Raw genomic sequence first — 18,583 nt, 5'->3', positions numbered from 1 at the left:
GCGATGCTTTCAGCCGATACGCCCCATCACGCCAAGTCCGACGCCAACACCAGCGTCTACGCGGCCTTCGCCGCCAGCGCCGCACGTTGGCCCGATCACGACTTCCTCGTCGTGCTGCCCGAAACCGCCGCGATCTACGGCATCGACGCGCACACGCTGCGCTACGGCGAAGCGCTCGCACGCGTCGATGCGCTCGCCGCGCGCTATCGCGAAGCCGGTTTTGGCAGCGGACATCGCGCGGGTCTGATGCTCGAAAACCGGCCCGCATTTTTCCTGCACTGGTTCGCGCTCAATGCGCTCGGCGTCTCGGTCGTGCCGCTCTCGACCGAGTTGCGCGCCGCCGAACTCGACTACATCGCAGGCCATAGCGAACTCGATCTCGCCGTCGCGCCCGCCGCGCGTCATGCCGATCTGCACGCAGCGGCGCGCGCCGCGCAACGCAGCGTCTCGATCTGCGACGCCGACGGCATGACGGACGGCGCGACGCTCCAGCACGCCGCCACGCCCGCCCGCGCCGACACGCCCGACGCCGACACCGAATGCGCCCTGCTCTACACCTCGGGCACGACGGGTCGCCCGAAAGCCTGCGTGCTGCCCAACGCGTATTTCCTGCGCGCGGGCGAGTGGTACAACCGCATCGGCGGCTTGTGCGCGCTGCGTCCCGGCGTCGAGCGCCTCGTCACGCCGCTGCCGATGACGCACATGAACGCGATGGCCTACTCGACCATGGCGATGATCCTCGCGGGCGGCGCGATCGTCGCGCTCGACCGCTTTCATCCGCGCACCTGGTGGGCCAGCGTGCGCGCCGCGCGCGCGAGCGTCGTCCACTATCTCGGCGTGATGCCCGCGATGCTGCTCGGCGCGCCCGCCAGCGCGCAGGATCGCGAGCATTCGGTGCGCTTCGGCTTCGGCGCGGGCGTCGATAAAACGCTGCACGCGCCGTTCGAAACGCGCTTCGGCATGCCCTTGCTCGAAGCCTGGGCGATGACCGAAACCGGCGCGGGCGCCGTGGTGATCGCCAATCGCGAGCCGCGTCAGGTCGGCCAGTCGTGCTTCGGCCAGCCCGAAGCGTCGCTCGACGTGCGCATCGTCGGCGACGATGGACGCGACGTCGGCATCGACACGCCCGGCGAACTGCTCGTGCGCGCGCGCGGCGAGCATCCGCGTCGTGGCTTCTTCCGCGAATATCTCAAGGATCCCGAAGCCACCGCCGCCGCGTGGGAAGGCGGCTGGTTCCATACCGGCGACATCGTCAGGCAGGACGCGCAAGGCCGGCTCTATTTCGTCGATCGCAAGAAGAACGTGATCCGGCGCAGCGGCGAGAACATCTCGGCCGTCGAAGTCGAAAGCGTGCTGCGCAAGCATCCGTGCGTGGCGGATGTCGCCGTGGCCGCGACGCCCGATGCCGTGCGCGGCGACGAAGTGCTCGCCTGCATCATCGCGCGCGAACCGCTCGCCGATGCCGCCGCCGCGCCGCTCGCCGCCGAACTCGCGCAACTGTGTCTCGCGCAACTCGCCTATTTCAAGGCGCCCGGTTACGTCGCGTTCGTCGACGCACTGCCGCTCACCGGCACGCAGAAGGTGCAACGCGCCGCGCTCAAGGAACTCGCGCGCACGTTGCCCGGCACCGCGCGCTGCATCGACACGCGCGCCCTGAAAAAACGCCAGGACTGATATGACCGACTCCACCCGCCAGCCATCCGCCGCGCCGCGCACCGCCCTCGTCACCGGGGGCAACGCGGGCATTGGCCGCGCCATCGTCGAGCATCTGCTCGAAGCGAACTACGAAGTGATCTCGCTCGATCTGCGCGCCGACGCGCCGGGCCACGCGCGCCTGCACACCCTCGAAGTCGATCTCTGCGACGCCGCCGCCACGCGCGCCGCCGCTGCCGAGGTCGTCGCGCGCCATGCGCCCACGACGCTCGTGCACAACGCGGGCGTGATCCGCGCGGCGCTGCTGCCCGACGTCACGCACGACGACGTGATCGCGCTCGCGAATCTGCATCTCGACGCGCCCATCGCGCTCGCCCAGGCGATGTTGCCCGCGATGCGCGCGCAGCATTTCGGGCGGCTCGTGCTGATCTCGTCGCGCGCGGCGCTCGGGCTCGCCACGCGCACCGCGTATTCGGCGACCAAGGCGGGCATGCTCGGTCTCGTGCGCACGTGGGCACTCGAACTCGGGCCGCTCGGCGTGACCGCGAACGCCATCGCGCCCGGCCCCGTGCAGACCGACATGTTCCATGCGGTCGTGCCCGCCGACAGCCCCAAGGTCGCGCAGATTGCGGCGGGCATTCCGGTCGGCCGCCTCGGCCAGCCCGACGACATCGCGCGCGCCGCGATGTTCTTCGCGGCGCCGGAAAACGGCTTCGTCACGGGACAAACGCTTTATGTGTGCGGCGGGACGAGCACGGGCAGTCTCGCGCTTTAACCGCGCTTGCCGTGAAACTGCGGGAAAGTGCGGGGAAAGTGCGTTACTTCGCGTGCTGCTCGATCAGTTGACGCAGCATCTCGACGAACAGCTTCGCCGACTCGGGCGGAAACGGCAGCAGCACCGACGCCTCGTGCTCCAGCGCCAGCGCGATCAACTCCGCCGCGAGCGCGCGGCCCTGCGGCGTGAGCGCGACGAGCGTGCGGCGGCGGCTCTGCGGATCGTCCTGACGCGCGACCATGCCCGCCGCTTCCATGCGATCGATCAGCTTGCTCACGGTCGGCTGCTTGGCGAGGATCAGGCGGCCGAGATCGCCCATCGGCAACGGACCGTCGGACAGACAGGCGAGCACGCGCCATTGCAGCGCAGGAATCTTCTTGCGCGCGAGCGTGGCGTGGAATTCGTCGGAGATGAGCGCGCTCGCGCGCGCGAGCAGCGCGGCGAGATAGGTGTCGAGAAAGCGCATTGGCGTGGCTTTCTCAGTCGATGCGCTTGATTCTGTCGAGTCGGTGGTCATGGTGTCGGTGTGAGCAGCACCGGCATCCTATAACGGAATGCGCGCGCACGACACCCGCGTGAGGCAAGCACCGCCGCGCGCATCCGCATCACGGTTCGAACGTCAAGCGTCACGCAACGATTGCAACGCGGGCCGCGCCAGCACGTGACGCAGACTGACCCAGCCGCCCACGCCCGCGCACACCACGCCCGCCGCGATGCCCGCGGGCACGAGCCACGGATCGAAGGCGAGATAGAAGTCGAACACGCGCGTGGCCAGCACGTAGCCGACAGCCTGCGCGCCGAGCGCCGCCATCAACCCGGCGAGCGCGCCCACGGCGACAAACTCCGCAATCTGCACCGACCTCACCTGCCGATGCGACGCGCCCAGCGCGCGCAGCAGCGCCGACTCGCGCATGCGTTCGTCGCGCGTGCCGGCGAGCGCCGCGTACAACACGAGCACACCCGCCGCGAGCGTGAAAATAAAGAGAAACTGCACCGCGCCGATCACCTGCTCCAGCACGCGCTGGATCTGCGCGAGGATCGGCCCGACGTCGATGGCCGTCACGTTCGGATACTTCGCAACCAGCCCGTCGACGACATTACGCTGCGCGTCGGGCAGATGGAAACTCGTGATGAACGTGGCCGGAAAATCGTGCAGCAGCGCGGGCGGCATCAGCACGAAGAAGTTGACCTTGAACGAGCCCCAGTCGAGCTTGCGCAGACTCGTCACGGGCGCGGTCACTTCGAGGCCGGTCACGTCGAAGGTCAGCACGTCGCCGGGCTTCACGTTGAGGATTTTCGCGAGTCCCTGCTCGATCGACAGTTGCGGTGTGCTCGTCTCGCCGTACCACTGGCCGGCTTCGATGCGGTTGTCGTCGGGCAGCTGCGTCGTGTACGAGAGATTGAATTCGCGGTCGACGAGACGGCGCGCATCCTCGCTCTTGTACTGCTCGGGATCGACCGGCTTGCCGTTGATGCTGATGAGGCGGCCGCGCACCATCGGCGCCAGATCGGGGCTCGCGATGCCGTGCTGCGAGAGCCAGGCGGCCACCGCATCGCGCTGGTCGGGCTGGATGTCGATCAGGAATTCGTTGGGCGCGTCGGGCGGCGTCGACTTGCGCCAGCCTTCGATCAGGTCGTTGCGCGTCATGGCGATCAGCAGCAGACACATCAGCCCGATGGCGAGCGAGGTGATCTGCAGTGCGCTCGCGCCGGGCCGCCGTTCGAGCGACGCCAGCGCATAGCGCCAGCCCACGCCCGCGCGCGCCTCCAAACCATTGCGCTGACTGCGCGCGAGACGCGCCGCGCCCCATAGCGCGAGACGCGCGAGCCCCGCGAACACGAGCAGGCCGAGCGCGAACCCGCCCGCGACGATGCCGCCGAGCTTCAGTTCGCCCGCCGCGATCACGAGCAGGCCCGCGAACAGCGCGATGCCCACGGCGTACGCAGCCCACGCCGTGCGGCTTTCCTCGCCCCATTCGCGGCGCAGCACGCGCACCGGCGGCACGCGCGTGAGCGGCAACAGCGGCGGCAGCGCGAAACCGAGCAGCAGCACCAGTCCGGCGGCGACGCCTTCGAGCGCGGGCAGCGGCCCCGGATACGGCAGCGCGACATCGATCAAGGTGCCGAGCCACGCGAGCAGCGCGAGATGGCCCGCATAACCAAGCGCGACGCCAATCGCGCCGCCCACCAGCCCAAGGCCCGCGAATTCGAGCACGAACAGCGTGCGCAGCGTGCGCTGGCTCGCGCCGAGGCAGCGCATGGCCGCGCAGCCGTCGAGATGGCGGCGCGTGTAACGGTGCGCGGCCATCGCGATCGCCACGGCCGCGAGCAAAGCGGTCAGCAGCGAGACGAGCGTGAGGAAATGGCGCGCGCGGTCGAGCGTCTGCCGCACTTGCGGCTGGCCGTCCTGCAGCGATTCGAGGCCGACGCCGCGCATCCTGCCGCCGTCGACGCGCGCGTGCGCGAATTGCGCGAACTGCGCCACGGCCGGATCGGCGCCCGCCACCAGCAGGCGATACGTCACGCGGCTGCCGTAGCCCGTGAGGCCGGTCGAGGCGAGATCGGCCTCGTTGAGCATCAGGCGCGGCGAGAAGTTGACGAACGAGAAGCCGCGGTCGAGTTCGCGCGTGATGAGCGCGCCGATCGTGAACGTGCGCGTGCCCACGCGCACCTGGCTGCCGACGTGGACCTTGAGCGCGTCGAGCAGTTGATCGTCGACCCAGACGGTGCCGGACGGCGGAATGCCCTGCGCCGCGTGATCGGGCGCGCCGGGGCCGCTCGATATACGCAGCGCGCCGCGCAGCGGATAGGCCGCCGACACCGACTTGACCGCCGCGAGCCGCGTGGGCGTCTGCGCGCCGTCGGCATCGCCGGCCGCGCTGACCATGCTCGGGAAAATCGCCGTATTCGCGGTTTGCAGCTTGAGCGCCTGTGCCTCGCGCGCGAACGCCGGATCGACGGGATGATCGGCGCGCACGATGAAATCGGCGGCGATCATGCGGCGCGCGTCGCGCTCCAGTCCGCGTTGCAGACGATCAGCGAGAAAACCCACGCTCGCGAGCGCGGCCACCGCGAGCACGAGGGCGAGCAGCAGCATCGTCAGTTCGCCCGCGCGCCAGTCGCGCGCGGTCATGCGGGCGGCGAGGCGCACGAGGTCGCCCCAGCCGGGGGCGGCGCGCGTGGATCGAGAAGAAACGGGGTTAGAAGATGGCGTAGACGGAGGCGAGGACAGATTCGGCGGGTTCAATCGTGACGGCTCCGCAGCGAGAAACGCGAGACCATATGCGTCGCCATGCCGCGAAAGCCGCCCTGCACGCCGCGCCACAGACGCGGCAGCGCCCACGTCGCCACCAGCAGGAACGCGGCGAGCATGACGAGGAACAGCAGCGGCACGAACAGCGCGAGCAGCACGCCGACGAAGGTCATGCCGTCCTCGGCGCTCGACGTGACCACGTTCGAGACCGGTTCCGGCGACAGATTGATGAGCGCCCGCGTGCCCGCCTTCGCCAGATGCGCGGTGCCCGCGAGCGTGCCGCCCGCGAGCGCGGCGATCGTCAGCACCGCCGGATCGGCGTGGCCGAGCGCGCCCGCCGCCAGCACGGCGCCGGCGGGAATGCGGATGAAGGTGTGCAGCGCGTCCCACAGCGAATCGAACGCGGGGACTTTGTCGGCGAGGAATTCGAGGACCGTGAGCGCGGCGGCGATGCCGATCACCCAGGGCGAAGCAAGCACCGCGAGCGTGTCGGGCAGATGGATGAGGCCGAGGCGCTGAAGCACGCCGGCCATGAGGACCGTGAGGTAGAGGCGCAGGCCGCTGCCCCAGGACAGGCCCGCGGCAAGCGAAATCGGTTCGAGCATGACTGCCTCCTCGCGCGAGGCTCGCGCGGCGCCGTCCCCCACGAATCTGGCGCAAACGCAGCGCGCCCGCTTCGCCGGACACGGCGCCATCGGGCAGCGGCGCTCGCGTTATCCGCGGCGCGGAGTGTTATCGGTTGATGACCATTCCATTATAGCCACGCTCGCTGCACCGCCGCAGCGGTGTTGCGCATGCGCGCCACGCAAAAACCCGCGATTTTTGCCGAAAATGTGGGGAAAATGCGCGCCGCATCGCCGCACGGCGCGTGGAAGGTCTCGCCGATCCGGAACCGGATCAGGCCGCCGAACTGAGCTTCAGCCCGATGATGCCGAGCACGATCAGCGCCGCACTCGCCACCCGCGCGGCGCTCACGGCCTCGCCCATCATCACGATGCCGAACACGAACGCGCCCACCGCGCCGATGCCCGTCCACACGGCGTAGGCCGTGCCGAGCGGCAACTGACGCATGGCGATCGAGAGCAGCACGAAACTGCCGAGCGCGGTCACGATCGTGAACACGGAGGGCCAGAAACGCGTGAAACCTTCGGAGGACTTGAGACCGGCCGCCCAGGCGACTTCGAGCAGGCCAGCAATGAGAAGAATGAACCAGGGCATCCGGGACGCTCCACTTGAAAAAATGGGGCCGTCCCCGAAGAAAGACGTGCAAGGTCGTCCTTACACGCCTGTAAGTATAGCACCAGTCTGGTGCGCGGGCCGCGCGTCACCGAACCGCCTTGCCGCCCTACTCGCGACGCGGCTGCTTCACCTGCGTCACTGCACGCCCACGAGGCGATAGCCCACGCCCGTCTCGGTGACGATGTGCTCGGGCTGCGCCGGATCGCGCTCCAGTTTCTGCCGCAGATGCGCCATGTAGATGCGCAGATAGTGGCTGCTTTCCACGTGCGACGGCCCCCACACCTCGCGCAGCAACTGGCGATGCGTGAGCACGCGGCCCGCGTCGCGCACGAGCGTGGCGAGCAGGCGATATTCGATCGGCGTGAGATGCACGGGCGCGCCCTCGCGCGTCACCTGGCGCATGCCCAGATCGACGGTCACCGCGCCGAAGCTCACCTGCGGCGCCTCGTTCGCGCCGCCGCGGTTGCGCCGCCGCAGATGCGCGCGAATCCGCGCCAGCAGTTCGGAGACGCCGAAGGGCTTGGTCAGATAGTCGTCGGCGCCTGCATCGAGCGCGGCGACTTTTTCGCTTTCCTGCGTGCGCGCGGACAGCACGATCACCGGCAAATCGCTCCAGCCGCGCAGCTCGCGGATCACATCGAGACCGTCCGTGTCGGGCAGCCCCAGATCGACGATCACGAGGTCGGGCTTGCGCGTGGCCGCCTCGACGAGCCCCTGCTTGCCGGTTTCGGCGTCGTAGACCGTGATGCCCTCGCCCTCCAGCGAAGCGCGCACGAAGCGGCGGATCTGTTTTTCGTCTTCGATCAGGACAACGGCAAGACTCGGATCACTCATGGTCGGGATGCGGGTTCGAATGCGATGCAGGTTTCAGATCGAAGGTTGAAGGCGCCGAAGCGCCGTCGCGCGCTTCATGCGTCTCGTCATGCGCGTCGTCATGCGCATCGAGCGCGTCATGAAGGCCGTGTTCCGCGTCGGCTGCATCGGCCTCTTCGGACTCGGCGACGTCGCTCGGCAACGGCGGCGGCGCCTCCACGGGCAGCGCGAACCAGAACGACGCGCCTTCCGTCTGGCCGTCGGCATCGACGCGATTGGCCGCGCCGATTGTACCGCCGTGCGCTTCCACAATCGCGCGGCAGATCGCGAGCCCGAGCCCGATGCCCGGTTTCGCCGACTCTTTCTCGCCGCGCGTGAACTTCTCGAAGATGCGCTCGTTCATGCCAGGCGGCAGGCCCGGCCCGCGATCGTCGATGCTCACGCGCACGAAAGGCTGGCCGTGCTCCTCGATGCGGCGCGCGGCGATCGTCAGCGGCGTGTCGGGCGGCGTGTATTTCGCCGCGTTTTCCAGCAGATTCGAAAAGAGCCGCTCCATCAGCACGGCGTCGAGCTGCAGCAACGGCAAGCCCGCCTCCAGCTTCACCTGCACCGGATGGCGCGCGAGCACGCGGCGGCACGCGGCGAGCGCCGCGCCCACGGTTTCCTCCAGCAGCGTCCACTGCCGGTTGAGCTTGAGGCTGCCCGCCTGCAGACGCGCCATGTCGAGCAGATTCGTGACGATGCCGGTCATGCGCAGCGCCTCGTCGTGTATCGCCTCGATCAGCTCGCCGGTGCGCGCGCTGTGCGTGTCGTCAGGCGCGCCGGGCTCGTGCGTCTGCGCCAGCATCGACGAAAAGCCGACGATGGTCGTGAGCGGCGTGCGCAGATCGTGCGAAATCGCGGAAAGCAGCGAGTTGCGCAGCCGTTCGGACTCCATGTTGACGAGCGCGTCGCGCGCGATCTCGACGTAGTGCACGCGTTCGAGCGCGAGCGCGATCTGCGCGGCGAAGGCGTCGAGCATGCGCTGCTGCTCGGGCACCTGCAATTCGCGCGCGTCGCGCGTGACCACGGCCAGCACGCCGCGCGTGCGCATCGGCGCCTTGAGCGGCAGATAGCGCGCGGCGGCGGCGGGCAAGGTGTCGGTGCCGTGACCCGCCGGTTTCTGCTGGTCGTAGACCCACTGGCCGACGTCGAGATCGAGGCTCGCGGCGTCGAGCATGATCTGCGGATCGGGGTCCTCGATCTTCTGCTGCACCTTGTCGGCGCTATCGGGCAACAGAATGCCGACGCGCGCGTTGAACACCTCGCTCACATGGCGGCTGCCGATCGCGACGATCTGCTCGGTCGCAAGCGCGGCGGCGAGTTCGCGCGCCATCGCATACATCGCGCCGGTGCGCTGTTCGCGGCGCTGCGCGACGCTCGCCTCGCGGCGCAGGCTCGACGTGAGATGGCTGATGACGAGCGAGGTCAGCAACATGCCCACGAAGGTCAGCAGATACTGCGTGTCGCTGACCGAGAACGACAGGCGCGGCGGCACGAAGAAAAAGTCGTAGGCGGCCACGCTCGCGAACGAGAGCATGACGCCCGGCCCGCGCCCGAGCTTCGTGGCCGCGAAGATCACGCCGAGCAGATACAGCATCACGAGATTGGCGAGCGCGATGCGGTCGTTCAACTGGTTGGCGAGCAGCGTGATGCCCGCGCAGATCGCCAGCGCCGCCGCATACGCGCGCGGCGGCGAGCGATGCGCGGCGCCCTCGGCGATGGCTGCGCGCCACGCGTTGGCGGCGCGCGCGGCGGCCGAGCCCGCGTCGCGACCATCGCCCCCGCTGCGGCCGATCAAACGGTCGACGTCGTTGCCGCTCGCGCGCACCAGCGTCAGGTCGACGTCGCCGGATTGTTCCGCGAGCCGCTCGCCGAACGGCCTGCGCCACCAGCGCGAGAAGCCGCTGCGCAGCGACGCGCCCGCGACCAGCTTCGAGACGTTGCGCAGCCGCGCGTAACCCGCGAGCGTGACGGCGGCGTCCTCGCCCGCGAGCGTCGAGGTTTCCGCGCCCAGTTCGGAGGCCAGCTTGAGCGCGCCGAGCGTGCGTTCGCGGATCGCGTCGGGCAGGCGCTGGAGCTTCGGCGTTTCGACGTAGACGGCAATCCAGTCGGCCTTGAGACTCGCGGCGAGGCGCGCCGCCGCGCGCACCAGCGCAGGCGCTTCCGGCCCCGGCCCGACGCACACGAGCAGCCGCTCGCGCGCCTGCCAGACGTGCTGGATCGAACGGTCGGCGCGATATTCGTGCATCTGCGCATCGACGCGGTCGGCCGTGCGGCGCAGCGCCAGTTCGCGCAGCGCGATCAGATTGCCCTTGCGGAAGAAGTTGCGCACCGCGCGCTCGGCCTGCGCGGGCAGATACACCTTGCCGTCGCGCATGCGGTCGAGCAGTTCCTCGGCGGGCAGGTCGACCAGCGTGACTTCGTCGGCGCCGTCGAACACGCGGTCGGGCACCGTCTCCCAGACGCGGATGCCGGTGATCTGCCCGACCACGTCGTTGAGGCTTTCGAGGTGCTGCACGTTGACGGTCGTATAAACGTCGATGCCCGCGTCGAGCAGTTCGTAGACGTCCTGCCAGCGCTTCAGATGGCGCGCGCCCGGCACGTTCGAATGCGCGAGTTCGTCGACCAGCACGAGTTGCGGCTTGCGCGCGAGCGCGGCGTCGAGATCGAATTCGTCGAGCATGCGGCCGCGATACGCGAGGCGCTGGCGCGGCATCACGTCGAGGCCGTTCGTAAGCGCGGCGGTTTCGCTGCGCCCATGCGTTTCGACGATGCCGACCACCACGTCCACGCCTTCGTCGGCGCGGCGGCGCGCGGCTTGCAGCATCGCGTAAGTCTTGCCGACGCCTGCCGACGCGCCGAAGAAAATCTTCAGCTTGCCGCGGCGGCGTTTTTCTTCATCGCGTTGCAGCCGGTCGAGGAGTTCGTCGGGATCGGGACGGTTCATGCGGATTTCGCGTTATGTGTTTCGCGTGTTGTGCGCAGTGTGGTGATTCGCACCCGGCGCGGGTCGGCAAGCGCCGGAACGCCATCGCCGATCGTCTCACCGTGGCGCCGAAATGGCAAACCGCACGCCGCGCGAAAGGCGGCGTGCGGTGGCCATCCAGCCTGCGAGGCTTACCCCGTCAGCGGATTCAGCTCACTTCCTTGCCGTCGAGCGCGAGGTTCAGCTCCAGCACGTTCACGCGCGGCTCGCCGAGCAGGCCGAACTGGCGGCCCTGGGTGTAGCGGTCCACGAGCGCCTGCACGTCGCCGGCGCTCAGATGACGCGCCTTCGCCACGCGTGCGACCTGGTACGCGGCGGCGGCGGGCGAGATCTCCGGATCGAGACCGCTCGCCGACGAGGTCACCAGGTCGGCGGGAATCGGCTGCGAGACGTCGGTGCCCGCGGCCTTGAGCGCGTCGATGCGGCCTTTGACTTCATCGGCGAGCGCCGGGTTGGTCGGGCCGAAGTTCGAGCCGCCCGAGCCCTGCGCGTTGTACGGCATCGGCGCGGTCGCCGAGAGGCGGCCCCAGAAGTACTGCGGCGCGTCGAACTGCTGGCCGATCAGCGCGCTGCCCACCACCTTACCGTCGACTTCGACGAGGCTGCCGTTGACCTGGCGGTGGAACACGGCCTGCCCGAACGCGGTCATCACGGCCGGATAGACGAGCCCGGTGATCGCCGCGAGCACGGCGAAGATCACGATCAGAGGACGAAACTGCGATTTCATTTTGGCTTCCTGTTCATTTGCGAGGCGCATTTGCGAAGCGCATCTGCAAGGCGCATGTGTGAGGCGCGCACCTCAAACCCAACCGAACGCCGCGAGCACCATGTCGATCAGCTTGATGCCGACGAACGGCACCAGAATCCCGCCGAGCCCGTAGACCAGCAGATTGCGGCGCAGCAGGATCGCCGCGCCGAGCGGCCGGTACTTCACGCCCTTGAGCGCGAGCGGAATCAGCAGCACGATGATCAGCGCGTTGAAGATCACCGCCGAGAGAATCGCGGACGCCGGCGTCGCGAGATGCATCACGTTGAGCGCGTTCAGTTGCGGATACGTGGTGGCGAACGCGGCCGGAATGATCGCGAAGTACTTGGCGACGTCGTTGGCGATCGAGAAGGTCGTGAGCGAGCCGCGCGTCATCAGCATCTGCTTGCCGATCTCGACGATCTCGATGAGCTTGGTCGGATTCGAATCCAGATCGACCATGTTGCCCGCTTCCTTCGCGGCCTGCGTGCCGGTGTTCATCGCCACGGCGACGTCGGCCTGCGCGAGCGCCGGCGCGTCGTTGGTGCCGTCGCCGGTCATCGCCACGAGCTTGCCCTGCGCCTGATGCTCGCGAATCGTCGCGAGCTTGGTTTCCGGCGTGGCTTGCGCGAGGAAGTCGTCGACACCGGCTTCGGCGGCGATCGCGGCGGCGGTCAGGCGGTTGTCGCCCGTCACCATCACGGTCTTGATGCCCATCTTGCGCAGCTCGGCGAAGCGCTCCTTGATGCCGCCCTTCACCACGTCCTTCAGCTCGATCACGCCCAGCACGCGCGCATCGTCGCCGTGACGCTCGGCCACGACGAGCGGCGTGCTGCCGCGCCGCGCGACTTCGTCCACGGCCGTGTTCACTTCCGACGGGAAGCGGCCGCCGTGCTGCTCGACGTAGTTCTTCACCGCGTCGGCGGCGCCCTTGCGGATCTCGCGCCCCGGCAGGTCCACGCCGCTCATGCGCGTCTGCGCGCTGAACGCGAGAAACACAGCCTGGAGCGCATGCATGTCGCGCTGGCGAATGTTGAAGCGCTGCTTCGCGAGCACGACGATGCTGCGGCCCTCGGGCGTTTCGTCGGCGAGCGAGGCCAGTTGCGCGGCGTCCGCGAGCGCTTCTTCGTTCACGCCCGGCGCGGCCACGAAAGCCGACGCCTGACGGTTGCCGAGCGTGATCGTGCCGGTCTTGTCGAGCAGCAGCACGTCGACGTCGCCCGCCGCTTCCACGGCGCGGCCCGAAGTGGCGATCACGTTGGCCTGCATCATGCGGCTCATGCCCGCCACGCCGATCGCCGAGAGCAGCCCGCCGATGGTCGTCGGAATCAGGCAGACGAGCAGCGCGGTCAGCGCCGTGATCGTCACCACGTGGCCCATCTTCGCGGCTTCGACCGAGAACATCGAGAACGGCAGCAGCGTTGCGGTGGCGAGCAGCAGCACGAGCGTCAGCGCGACCAGCAGGATCGTCAGCGCGATTTCGTTCGGCGTTTTCTGGCGCTTCGCGCCCTCGACCATCGCGATCATGCGGTCGAGAAACGCCTCGCCCGGATTCGCCGTGACGCGCACGACGATCCAGTCGGACAGCACGCGCGTGCCGCCCGTGACCGACGAAAAGTCGCCGCCCGACTCGCGGATCACCGGCGCGGATTCGCCCGTGATCGCCGATTCGTCGACCGAGGCCACGCCTTCGATCACCTCGCCGTCGGCGGGAATCGTGTCGCCGGTTTCGACCAGCACCACGTCGCCCTTGCGCAGATCGGTGGCGGTCGTGATGCGGATCGGCGCCTTCGGATGCGGCTCGTTGAGCTTCTTCGCCATCACGTCGCGCTTGGCCTGGCGCAGCGAGGCGGCCTGCGCCTTCGAGCGGCCTTCGGCGAGCGCTTCGGCGAAGTTCGCGAACAGCACCGTGAACCAGAGCCACAGCGCGACCGCGAGAATGAAGCCCGCGGGCGCTTCGGCCTGCCCCATCAGCGCCGCGATCCAGAGGATCGTCGTGAGCACGCTGCCCACGTAGACGCAGAACATCACCGGGTTGCGCAACTGGGTGCGCGGATTGAGTTTCCTGAACGAGTCCACGATGGCCGGGCGCACGAGCGCCGGATCGAACATGGACCGTGTTGCACTATGTTGTGTCATTTCGAAAGATCCCCGTTCAATGCACGCCGAGCATGATCAGATGCTCGACACCCGGACCGAGCGCGAGCGCCGGCACGTAGGTGAGCGCGCCCACCAGCAGCACGCAGCCGAGCAGCAGCACGACGAACAGCGGGCCATGCGTGGGCAGCGTGCCGCCCGTCACGGCGATGCGCTTCTTGCTCGCGAGCGAACCCGCGATCGCCAGCACCGGCACGATGGTGCCGAAACGGCCAAACCACATCGCAATGCCGAGCAGCCAGTTGTAGAACGGCGTGCTGACGGTCAGGCCCGCGAACGCGCTGCCGTTGTTGTTCGCGGCAGAGCTGAACGCGTAGAGGATTTCGGAGAAACCGTGCGCGCCCGGATTGGCGATGCCGGCCTTGCCCGCGGCGGTGAGCACGGCGATCGAGGTGCCGAGCAGCACCAGCAGCGGCGTGAGCAGAATCACGATCGACACCATCTTCATCTCGAACGATTCGATCTTCTTGCCCACGTATTCGGGCGTGCGGCCGATCATCAGGCCCGCCACGAACACCGCGAGCAATGCGAACACGAGCATGCCGTAGAGGCCCGAGCCCACGCCGCCGAAGATCACTTCGCCGAGTTGAATGAAGAGCATCGGCACGAGGCCGCCGATCGGCGTGAGCGAATCGTGCATCGCGTTGACCGCGCCGCACGACGCCGCCGTGGTGGTCACGACGAAAATGCCCGTCTGCGCGATACCAAAGCGCGTTTCCTTGCCTTCCATGTTGCCGCCGGCCTGCAGCGCACTCGCGTGCTGATCGACGTTGAGCGACGTGAACATCGGGTTGCCGCTTTGTTCCGCGGACAATTCGACGCCCACCGCCACGGCGAACGCGATCGTCATCACCGCGAGCACCGCCACGCCCTGCCGGCGGTCGCCGACCATGTTGCCAAACACGAGACAGAGCGCGGCCGGAATGATCAGGATCGCCAACATTTCGACGAAGTTCGAAAACGGCGTCGGGTTTTCGTACGGATGCGCGGAATTGGCGTTGAAGAAACCGCCGCCGTTGGTGCCGAGCATCTTGATCGCTTCCTGCGAGGCGACCGGACCCATCGCGAGCGTCTGCGTCGTCACCTTGGTATCGACGGTGACGGCGTTGCCCTTCTCGTCCTTGACCGGATTGCCCTGCGCATCGAGCTTCGGCGCGGCATAGGTCGTGGTTTGCAGCGTCGGCACGTCCTGATACGACTTGAAGTTCTGGATCATGCCCTGGCTCATCAGCAGCGCCGTGACGAGCGCCGCCATCGGCACGAGGATGTAGAGCGTCGTGCGCGTGAGGTCGACCCAGAAGTTGCCGATGGTCTGCGCCGAATGGCGTGCGAAACCGCGAATCAGCGCGACCACCACGACGATGCCGGTGGCCGCCGAAAGGAAGTTCTGCACCGTGAGACCGAGCATCTGCGTGAGATAGCTCACGGTCTGTTCGGGCGAATAGTCCTGCCAGTTCGTGTTGGTGACGAAGCTGACCGCCGTGTTGAACGCGCCGTCCACGGTCATCGCGCCGAAGGTCTGCGGATTGCCCGGCAGCCAGCCTTGAATGCGCAGCAGCAGGTAGAGGAAACCCACGCCCAGCACGTTGAACGAGATGGTGACGAACGCATAGCGCTTCCAGTTCATCTCGGCGTTGACGTCCACGCCCGCGAGGCGATAGAGCAGATTCTCCACCGGCGCGAACAGGCGCACGACGCGCGAACGGCCGTCGAGCACGCGCGTGATATAGCCCGCGACGGGCACCGCGAGCGCCAGCAGCACGGCGATGAACAGCCCGGTTTGCAGCAGATTGTTGGCGTTCATTCGATGTCCTCCGCGCGCAGCAGCGCATGGACGAGATAGACGAACAGCAACAGCGTCGCCGCCCCCGACAACCAGAAAATCCAGGTCATGAGCGCGCTCCCTTGACACCCTGATCGGCGCGGCGGTACTGCATGAGCTTCTCGCAGCCGGCGATCAACGCATAAGTGAGCGCGGCGAAGACCGCCAGCCCCCCGATATACAGCACATCCATTGTCGTGTTCTCCATTGATGGATGGCGGTAAGGTAAGGTTTATCGCGTTAAATCCGGATCAAAGCTTGGGGCATGCGTATAAAAAACGCGTAAACGCGGACGGCATCGGTATGCGCATGCGCGCGCGCCGCCTTGTCGGACAAGGCGCGGCGGCGCGCGAAAGCAAACGGGCGGAAAGTAAAAGACAAACAAAGGACAAACAAAAAGGCGCGCATGGCTGACATGCGCGCCTTTTTTATCGGCTGGAAACGCCGTGAGCGAAACCGCGTGTTTACGGCAGCAGGATCGTCGAACCCGTGGTGCGGCGCGCTTCGAGATCGGTGTGCGCCTGGCCCACGTCCTGGAGCGCGTAACGCTGATTGATCGACGTCTTCACCTTGCCCGAAGCCACCGCCTCGAACAGCTCGGCGGCCATCGCTTCGTAGTCGGCGCGTTTGGCGATATAGGTGAACAAGGTCGGGCGCGTGAAGAACAGCGAGCCGCGTCCCGCGAACTCCGACGAATCGATCGGCGGCAGCGGCCCCGACGCATTGCCGAAGCTCACGAACATGCCCAGCGGCGCGAGGCAGTCGAGCGACTTCGTGTACGTGTCCTTGCCGATCGAGTCGTACACCACGGGCACGCCCGCGCCGTTCGTGATCTCGCGCACGCGCGCCGTGAAGTCCTCGCGCGTGTAGACGATCGGGTGATCGCAGCCGTGCGCCTTCGCGATCTCGGCCTTTTCGTCCGAGCCCACGGTGCCGATCACGGTCGCGCCCAGCGCCTTCGCCCACTGGCAGACGATCAGGCCCACGCCGCCCGCCGCCGCCGAAATCAGGATCGTGTCGCCGGCCTTCACGCGATAGGTGCGGCGCAGCAGATATTGCGCGGTCAGGCCTTGCAGCATGAGCGAGGCGGCCTGCTCGTCGCTGATCGAATCGGGCACGCGGATCACCTGGTCGGCGCGCAGCACGCGCTCCTGCGCATACGCGCCCGGCGGACGCGCGACGTAGGCGATGCGCTCGCCCACCTTCACGCTCGTCACGCCCGCGCCGACCGCCGTCACCTCGCCGGCCGCTTCCATGCCCAGACCCGCGGGCAGCGCCTGCGGATAGAGGCCGGTGCGGAAATACACGTCGATGTAATTCAGACCGCAGGCGGTCTGCTTCACGCGGATCTCGCCCTCGCCCGGCTCGCCCACTTCGACGTCCACCCACTTCATGACGTCGGGGCCGCCGGTCTTGTCGTATCGGATTGCCTTGCTCATCTCATGTCTCCTTGAGTCGTGCCAATGCGTGCAAAAGTCGGAGTCAATCTGTCTCGCTGCGTTTCGATGTGTCTCGATGCGGCTTACACCACGTCCTTCATACGCTGCGTGAGCACGTCGAGAATCATGCGCGCCGTCGAGATGTTGGTCGCGCACGGCACGTCGTGCACGTCGCAGGCGCGCACGAGTGCGTTGATGTCGGGTTCGTGCGGCTGCGGGGTCATCGGATCGCGCAGGAAAATCACCACGTCGACCTTGCCCTCGGCCAGTTGCGCGCCGATCTGCAAATCGCCGCCGTGCGGGCCGGACAGCATGCGCTCGACGTTCAGGCCGTGCGCCGCCTCGATGCGCCCGCCGGTCGTGCCCGTGGCGAGCAGCGCGCAGCGGCGCAACGTGTCGACGTATTCGCCGGTCAGCCGGACGATGTCGTCTTTTTTATGGTCGTGCGCGATCAGCGCGACGCGGGTGGGCATGGCCTTCTGCTCCTTGGGTATGTCGGGTGTCGATGAAAGAATCGCGGCGTGCCGGCCGGATGACCGGACGCCGTCGTGCGCACTATGCCCGCTCAGAAGGTGCCCGGATAGGCGCCGCCGTCGATGAGCCAGTTCTGTCCAGTGATATAGCCCGCGTGCACGCTGCACAGGAACGCACAGGCGCGGCCGAATTCGTCGGGCGTGCCGAAGCGGCCGACCGGAATCGACTTCACGCGGCGCGCGCGCACTTCGTCGAGCGAAAGATTCTGCTTCTGCGCCTGAGCGACGATGGTCGAGCGGATGCGGTCGGTGTCGAACGCGCCCGGCAGCAGGTTGTTGATCGTCACGCCCGTGCTCGCGACCTGGCGCGCGACGCCCGCGACGAAACCCGTGAGTCCCGAGCGCGCGCCGTTCGACAGGCCCAGCACGTCGATCGGCGCCTTCACCGACGAACTCGTGATGTTGACGATGCGCCCGAAACCGCGCGCGGTCATGCCGTCGATGGTCGCCTGGATCAGCGCGATCGGCGTGAGCATGTTGCCTTCGAGCGCGGCGATCCACTGCTCGTGCGTGAAGCTGCGGAAATCGCCCGGCGGCGGACCGCCCGCATTGTTCACGAGGATGTCCGGCGACGGGCACGCGGCCAGCGCGGCGGCGCGGCCCGCTTCGGTGGTGATGTCGCAGGCCACGGCCTTGACCTCGACGCCGGTCGCGGCGCGGATCTGCGCGGCGGTTTCCTCGAGCGTCTGCTCCGTGCGCGCGACGATCGTCACGTTCACGCCCTCGGCGGCGAGCGCCTCGGCGCAGCCGCGCCCCAGTCCCTTGCTTGCGGCGCACACCAGCGCGCTGCGTCCTGCGATGCCCATGTCCATCTTGTTGCGTCCTCTTTCTGTGCCTGCGTGAACCTGCATGAACGAAGCGTGACGGCGGCGTGGCGATCCGGCGATCCGGCGATCCGGCGATCCGGCGGTCCGGCGATCCGGCACCCACGTCCGCGTCCGATTTTTGCGATTCTAGAAGAATCGCGCCGCACGCGTGGGACGCCGCTGCCGATCCTGGTCGATCCGCACGCCAATCCGCACGCCGATCCCACGCCACGGCCGCGTCGTTCGCCCGCCGTTCCCGTATACTTGAGTCCGTCACGCGGACCGGCCCGTTTTCGGGCCCCGTCCAGCGCCCCCGATAT

At 68.0% G+C, this 18,583-nt stretch carries 17 protein-coding genes; 3 read left to right on the top strand and 14 right to left on the bottom strand.

Annotation, left to right across the window (positions count from 1 at the left end; all coding sequences use genetic code 11):
• Positions 1-3: 3 nt before the first annotated feature.
• Complete coding sequence (locus SB764_RS15910) at positions 4-1,674, top strand: AMP-binding protein (RefSeq protein WP_410864026.1); 1,671 nt, start codon at positions 4-6, stop codon at positions 1,672-1,674.
• 1 nt (position 1,675) lies between these two features.
• Complete coding sequence (locus SB764_RS15905; RefSeq protein ID WP_074984794.1) at positions 1,676-2,428, top strand: SDR family NAD(P)-dependent oxidoreductase; 753 nt, start codon at positions 1,676-1,678, stop codon at positions 2,426-2,428.
• A 43-nt stretch (positions 2,429-2,471) separates the two neighbouring features.
• On the opposite strand, the gene SB764_RS15900 is transcribed toward SB764_RS15905, so the two are convergent.
• The 11 genes from SB764_RS15900 to SB764_RS15850 form a co-directional block, all read right to left on the bottom strand.
• Positions 2,472-2,945: a MarR family winged helix-turn-helix transcriptional regulator gene (locus SB764_RS15900; RefSeq protein ID WP_065064512.1), complete on the bottom strand. Its 474-nt coding sequence runs from the start codon at positions 2,943-2,945 to the stop codon at positions 2,472-2,474.
• 102 nt (positions 2,946-3,047) lie between these two features.
• A complete protein-coding gene (locus tag SB764_RS15895) occupies positions 3,048-5,561 on the bottom strand; it encodes an ABC transporter permease (protein ID WP_410864070.1) in 2,514 nt (837 codons plus the stop codon).
• A 110-nt stretch (positions 5,562-5,671) separates the two neighbouring features.
• A complete protein-coding gene (locus SB764_RS15890; RefSeq protein ID WP_110327613.1) occupies positions 5,672-6,286 on the bottom strand; it encodes a DUF4126 domain-containing protein in 615 nt (204 codons plus the stop codon).
• Between the two features lie 292 nt (positions 6,287-6,578).
• A complete protein-coding gene (gene sugE / locus SB764_RS15885) occupies positions 6,579-6,899 on the bottom strand; it encodes a quaternary ammonium compound efflux SMR transporter SugE (RefSeq protein ID WP_065064508.1) in 321 nt (106 codons plus the stop codon).
• Positions 6,900-7,055: 156 nt separating this feature from the next.
• Entirely contained in the window at positions 7,056-7,754 is a 699-nt protein-coding gene (gene kdpE, locus SB764_RS15880) for a two-component system response regulator KdpE (RefSeq protein ID WP_065064506.1), read from the bottom strand.
• A complete protein-coding gene (locus tag SB764_RS15875) occupies positions 7,747-10,722 on the bottom strand; it encodes a DUF4118 domain-containing protein (RefSeq protein WP_410864023.1) in 2,976 nt (991 codons plus the stop codon). The genes kdpE and SB764_RS15875 overlap by 8 nt, the downstream gene beginning before the upstream one ends.
• A gap of 187 nt (positions 10,723-10,909) precedes the next feature.
• Positions 10,910-11,488, bottom strand: a complete 579-nt coding sequence (kdpC, locus tag SB764_RS15870) for a potassium-transporting ATPase subunit KdpC (protein ID WP_065064638.1) — start codon at positions 11,486-11,488, stop codon at positions 10,910-10,912.
• A 72-nt stretch (positions 11,489-11,560) separates the two neighbouring features.
• Positions 11,561-13,645: a potassium-transporting ATPase subunit KdpB gene (kdpB, locus tag SB764_RS15865; RefSeq protein WP_065064504.1), complete on the bottom strand. Its 2,085-nt coding sequence runs from the start codon at positions 13,643-13,645 to the stop codon at positions 11,561-11,563.
• A 16-nt stretch (positions 13,646-13,661) separates the two neighbouring features.
• Positions 13,662-15,467 (bottom strand): potassium-transporting ATPase subunit KdpA, encoded by a 1,806-nt coding sequence (gene kdpA, locus SB764_RS15860; protein ID WP_065064502.1) that lies wholly within the window; start codon positions 15,465-15,467, stop codon positions 13,662-13,664.
• Positions 15,464-15,556 (bottom strand): K(+)-transporting ATPase subunit F, encoded by a 93-nt coding sequence (gene kdpF / locus SB764_RS15855; protein ID WP_027819619.1) that lies wholly within the window; start codon positions 15,554-15,556, stop codon positions 15,464-15,466. The genes kdpA and kdpF overlap by 4 nt, the downstream gene beginning before the upstream one ends.
• On the bottom strand, positions 15,553-15,678 hold the full coding sequence (locus SB764_RS15850) for a potassium ABC transporter ATPase (protein ID WP_065064636.1): 126 nt from the start codon (positions 15,676-15,678) through the stop codon (positions 15,553-15,555). Before SB764_RS15850 ends, kdpF begins: the two co-directional genes overlap by 4 nt.
• A 17-nt stretch (positions 15,679-15,695) precedes the next feature.
• Between SB764_RS15850 and SB764_RS15845 the strand changes: the two genes are divergently transcribed.
• Complete coding sequence (locus tag SB764_RS15845) at positions 15,696-15,899, top strand: hypothetical protein (protein ID WP_321869183.1); 204 nt, start codon at positions 15,696-15,698, stop codon at positions 15,897-15,899.
• Positions 15,900-15,949: 50 nt separating this feature from the next.
• On the opposite strand, the gene SB764_RS15840 is transcribed toward SB764_RS15845, so the two are convergent.
• The 3 genes from SB764_RS15840 to SB764_RS15830 all read right to left on the bottom strand — a co-directional run bounded on the left by SB764_RS15840 (position 15,950) and on the right by SB764_RS15830 (position 18,269).
• Entirely contained in the window at positions 15,950-16,924 is a 975-nt protein-coding gene (locus SB764_RS15840) for a quinone oxidoreductase family protein (RefSeq protein ID WP_074984787.1), read from the bottom strand.
• A gap of 83 nt (positions 16,925-17,007) precedes the next feature.
• Positions 17,008-17,397: a methylglyoxal synthase gene (locus tag SB764_RS15835; protein WP_065064498.1), complete on the bottom strand. Its 390-nt coding sequence runs from the start codon at positions 17,395-17,397 to the stop codon at positions 17,008-17,010.
• 92 nt (positions 17,398-17,489) lie between these two features.
• Positions 17,490-18,269 carry an SDR family oxidoreductase gene (locus SB764_RS15830; protein WP_065064496.1) on the bottom strand — a complete coding sequence of 260 codons (780 nt, stop codon included), beginning with the start codon at positions 18,267-18,269 and terminating at the stop codon, positions 17,490-17,492.
• Positions 18,270-18,583: the final 314 nt, after the last annotated feature.

The organism is Paraburkholderia sp. SIMBA_027 (assembly GCF_046535315.1).
Lineage (GTDB): Bacteria > Pseudomonadota > Gammaproteobacteria > Burkholderiales > Burkholderiaceae > Paraburkholderia > Paraburkholderia tropica.
Note: the sequence above shows the minus strand (reverse complement) of the source record. Positions and strands in the feature narration are given on the sequence as shown.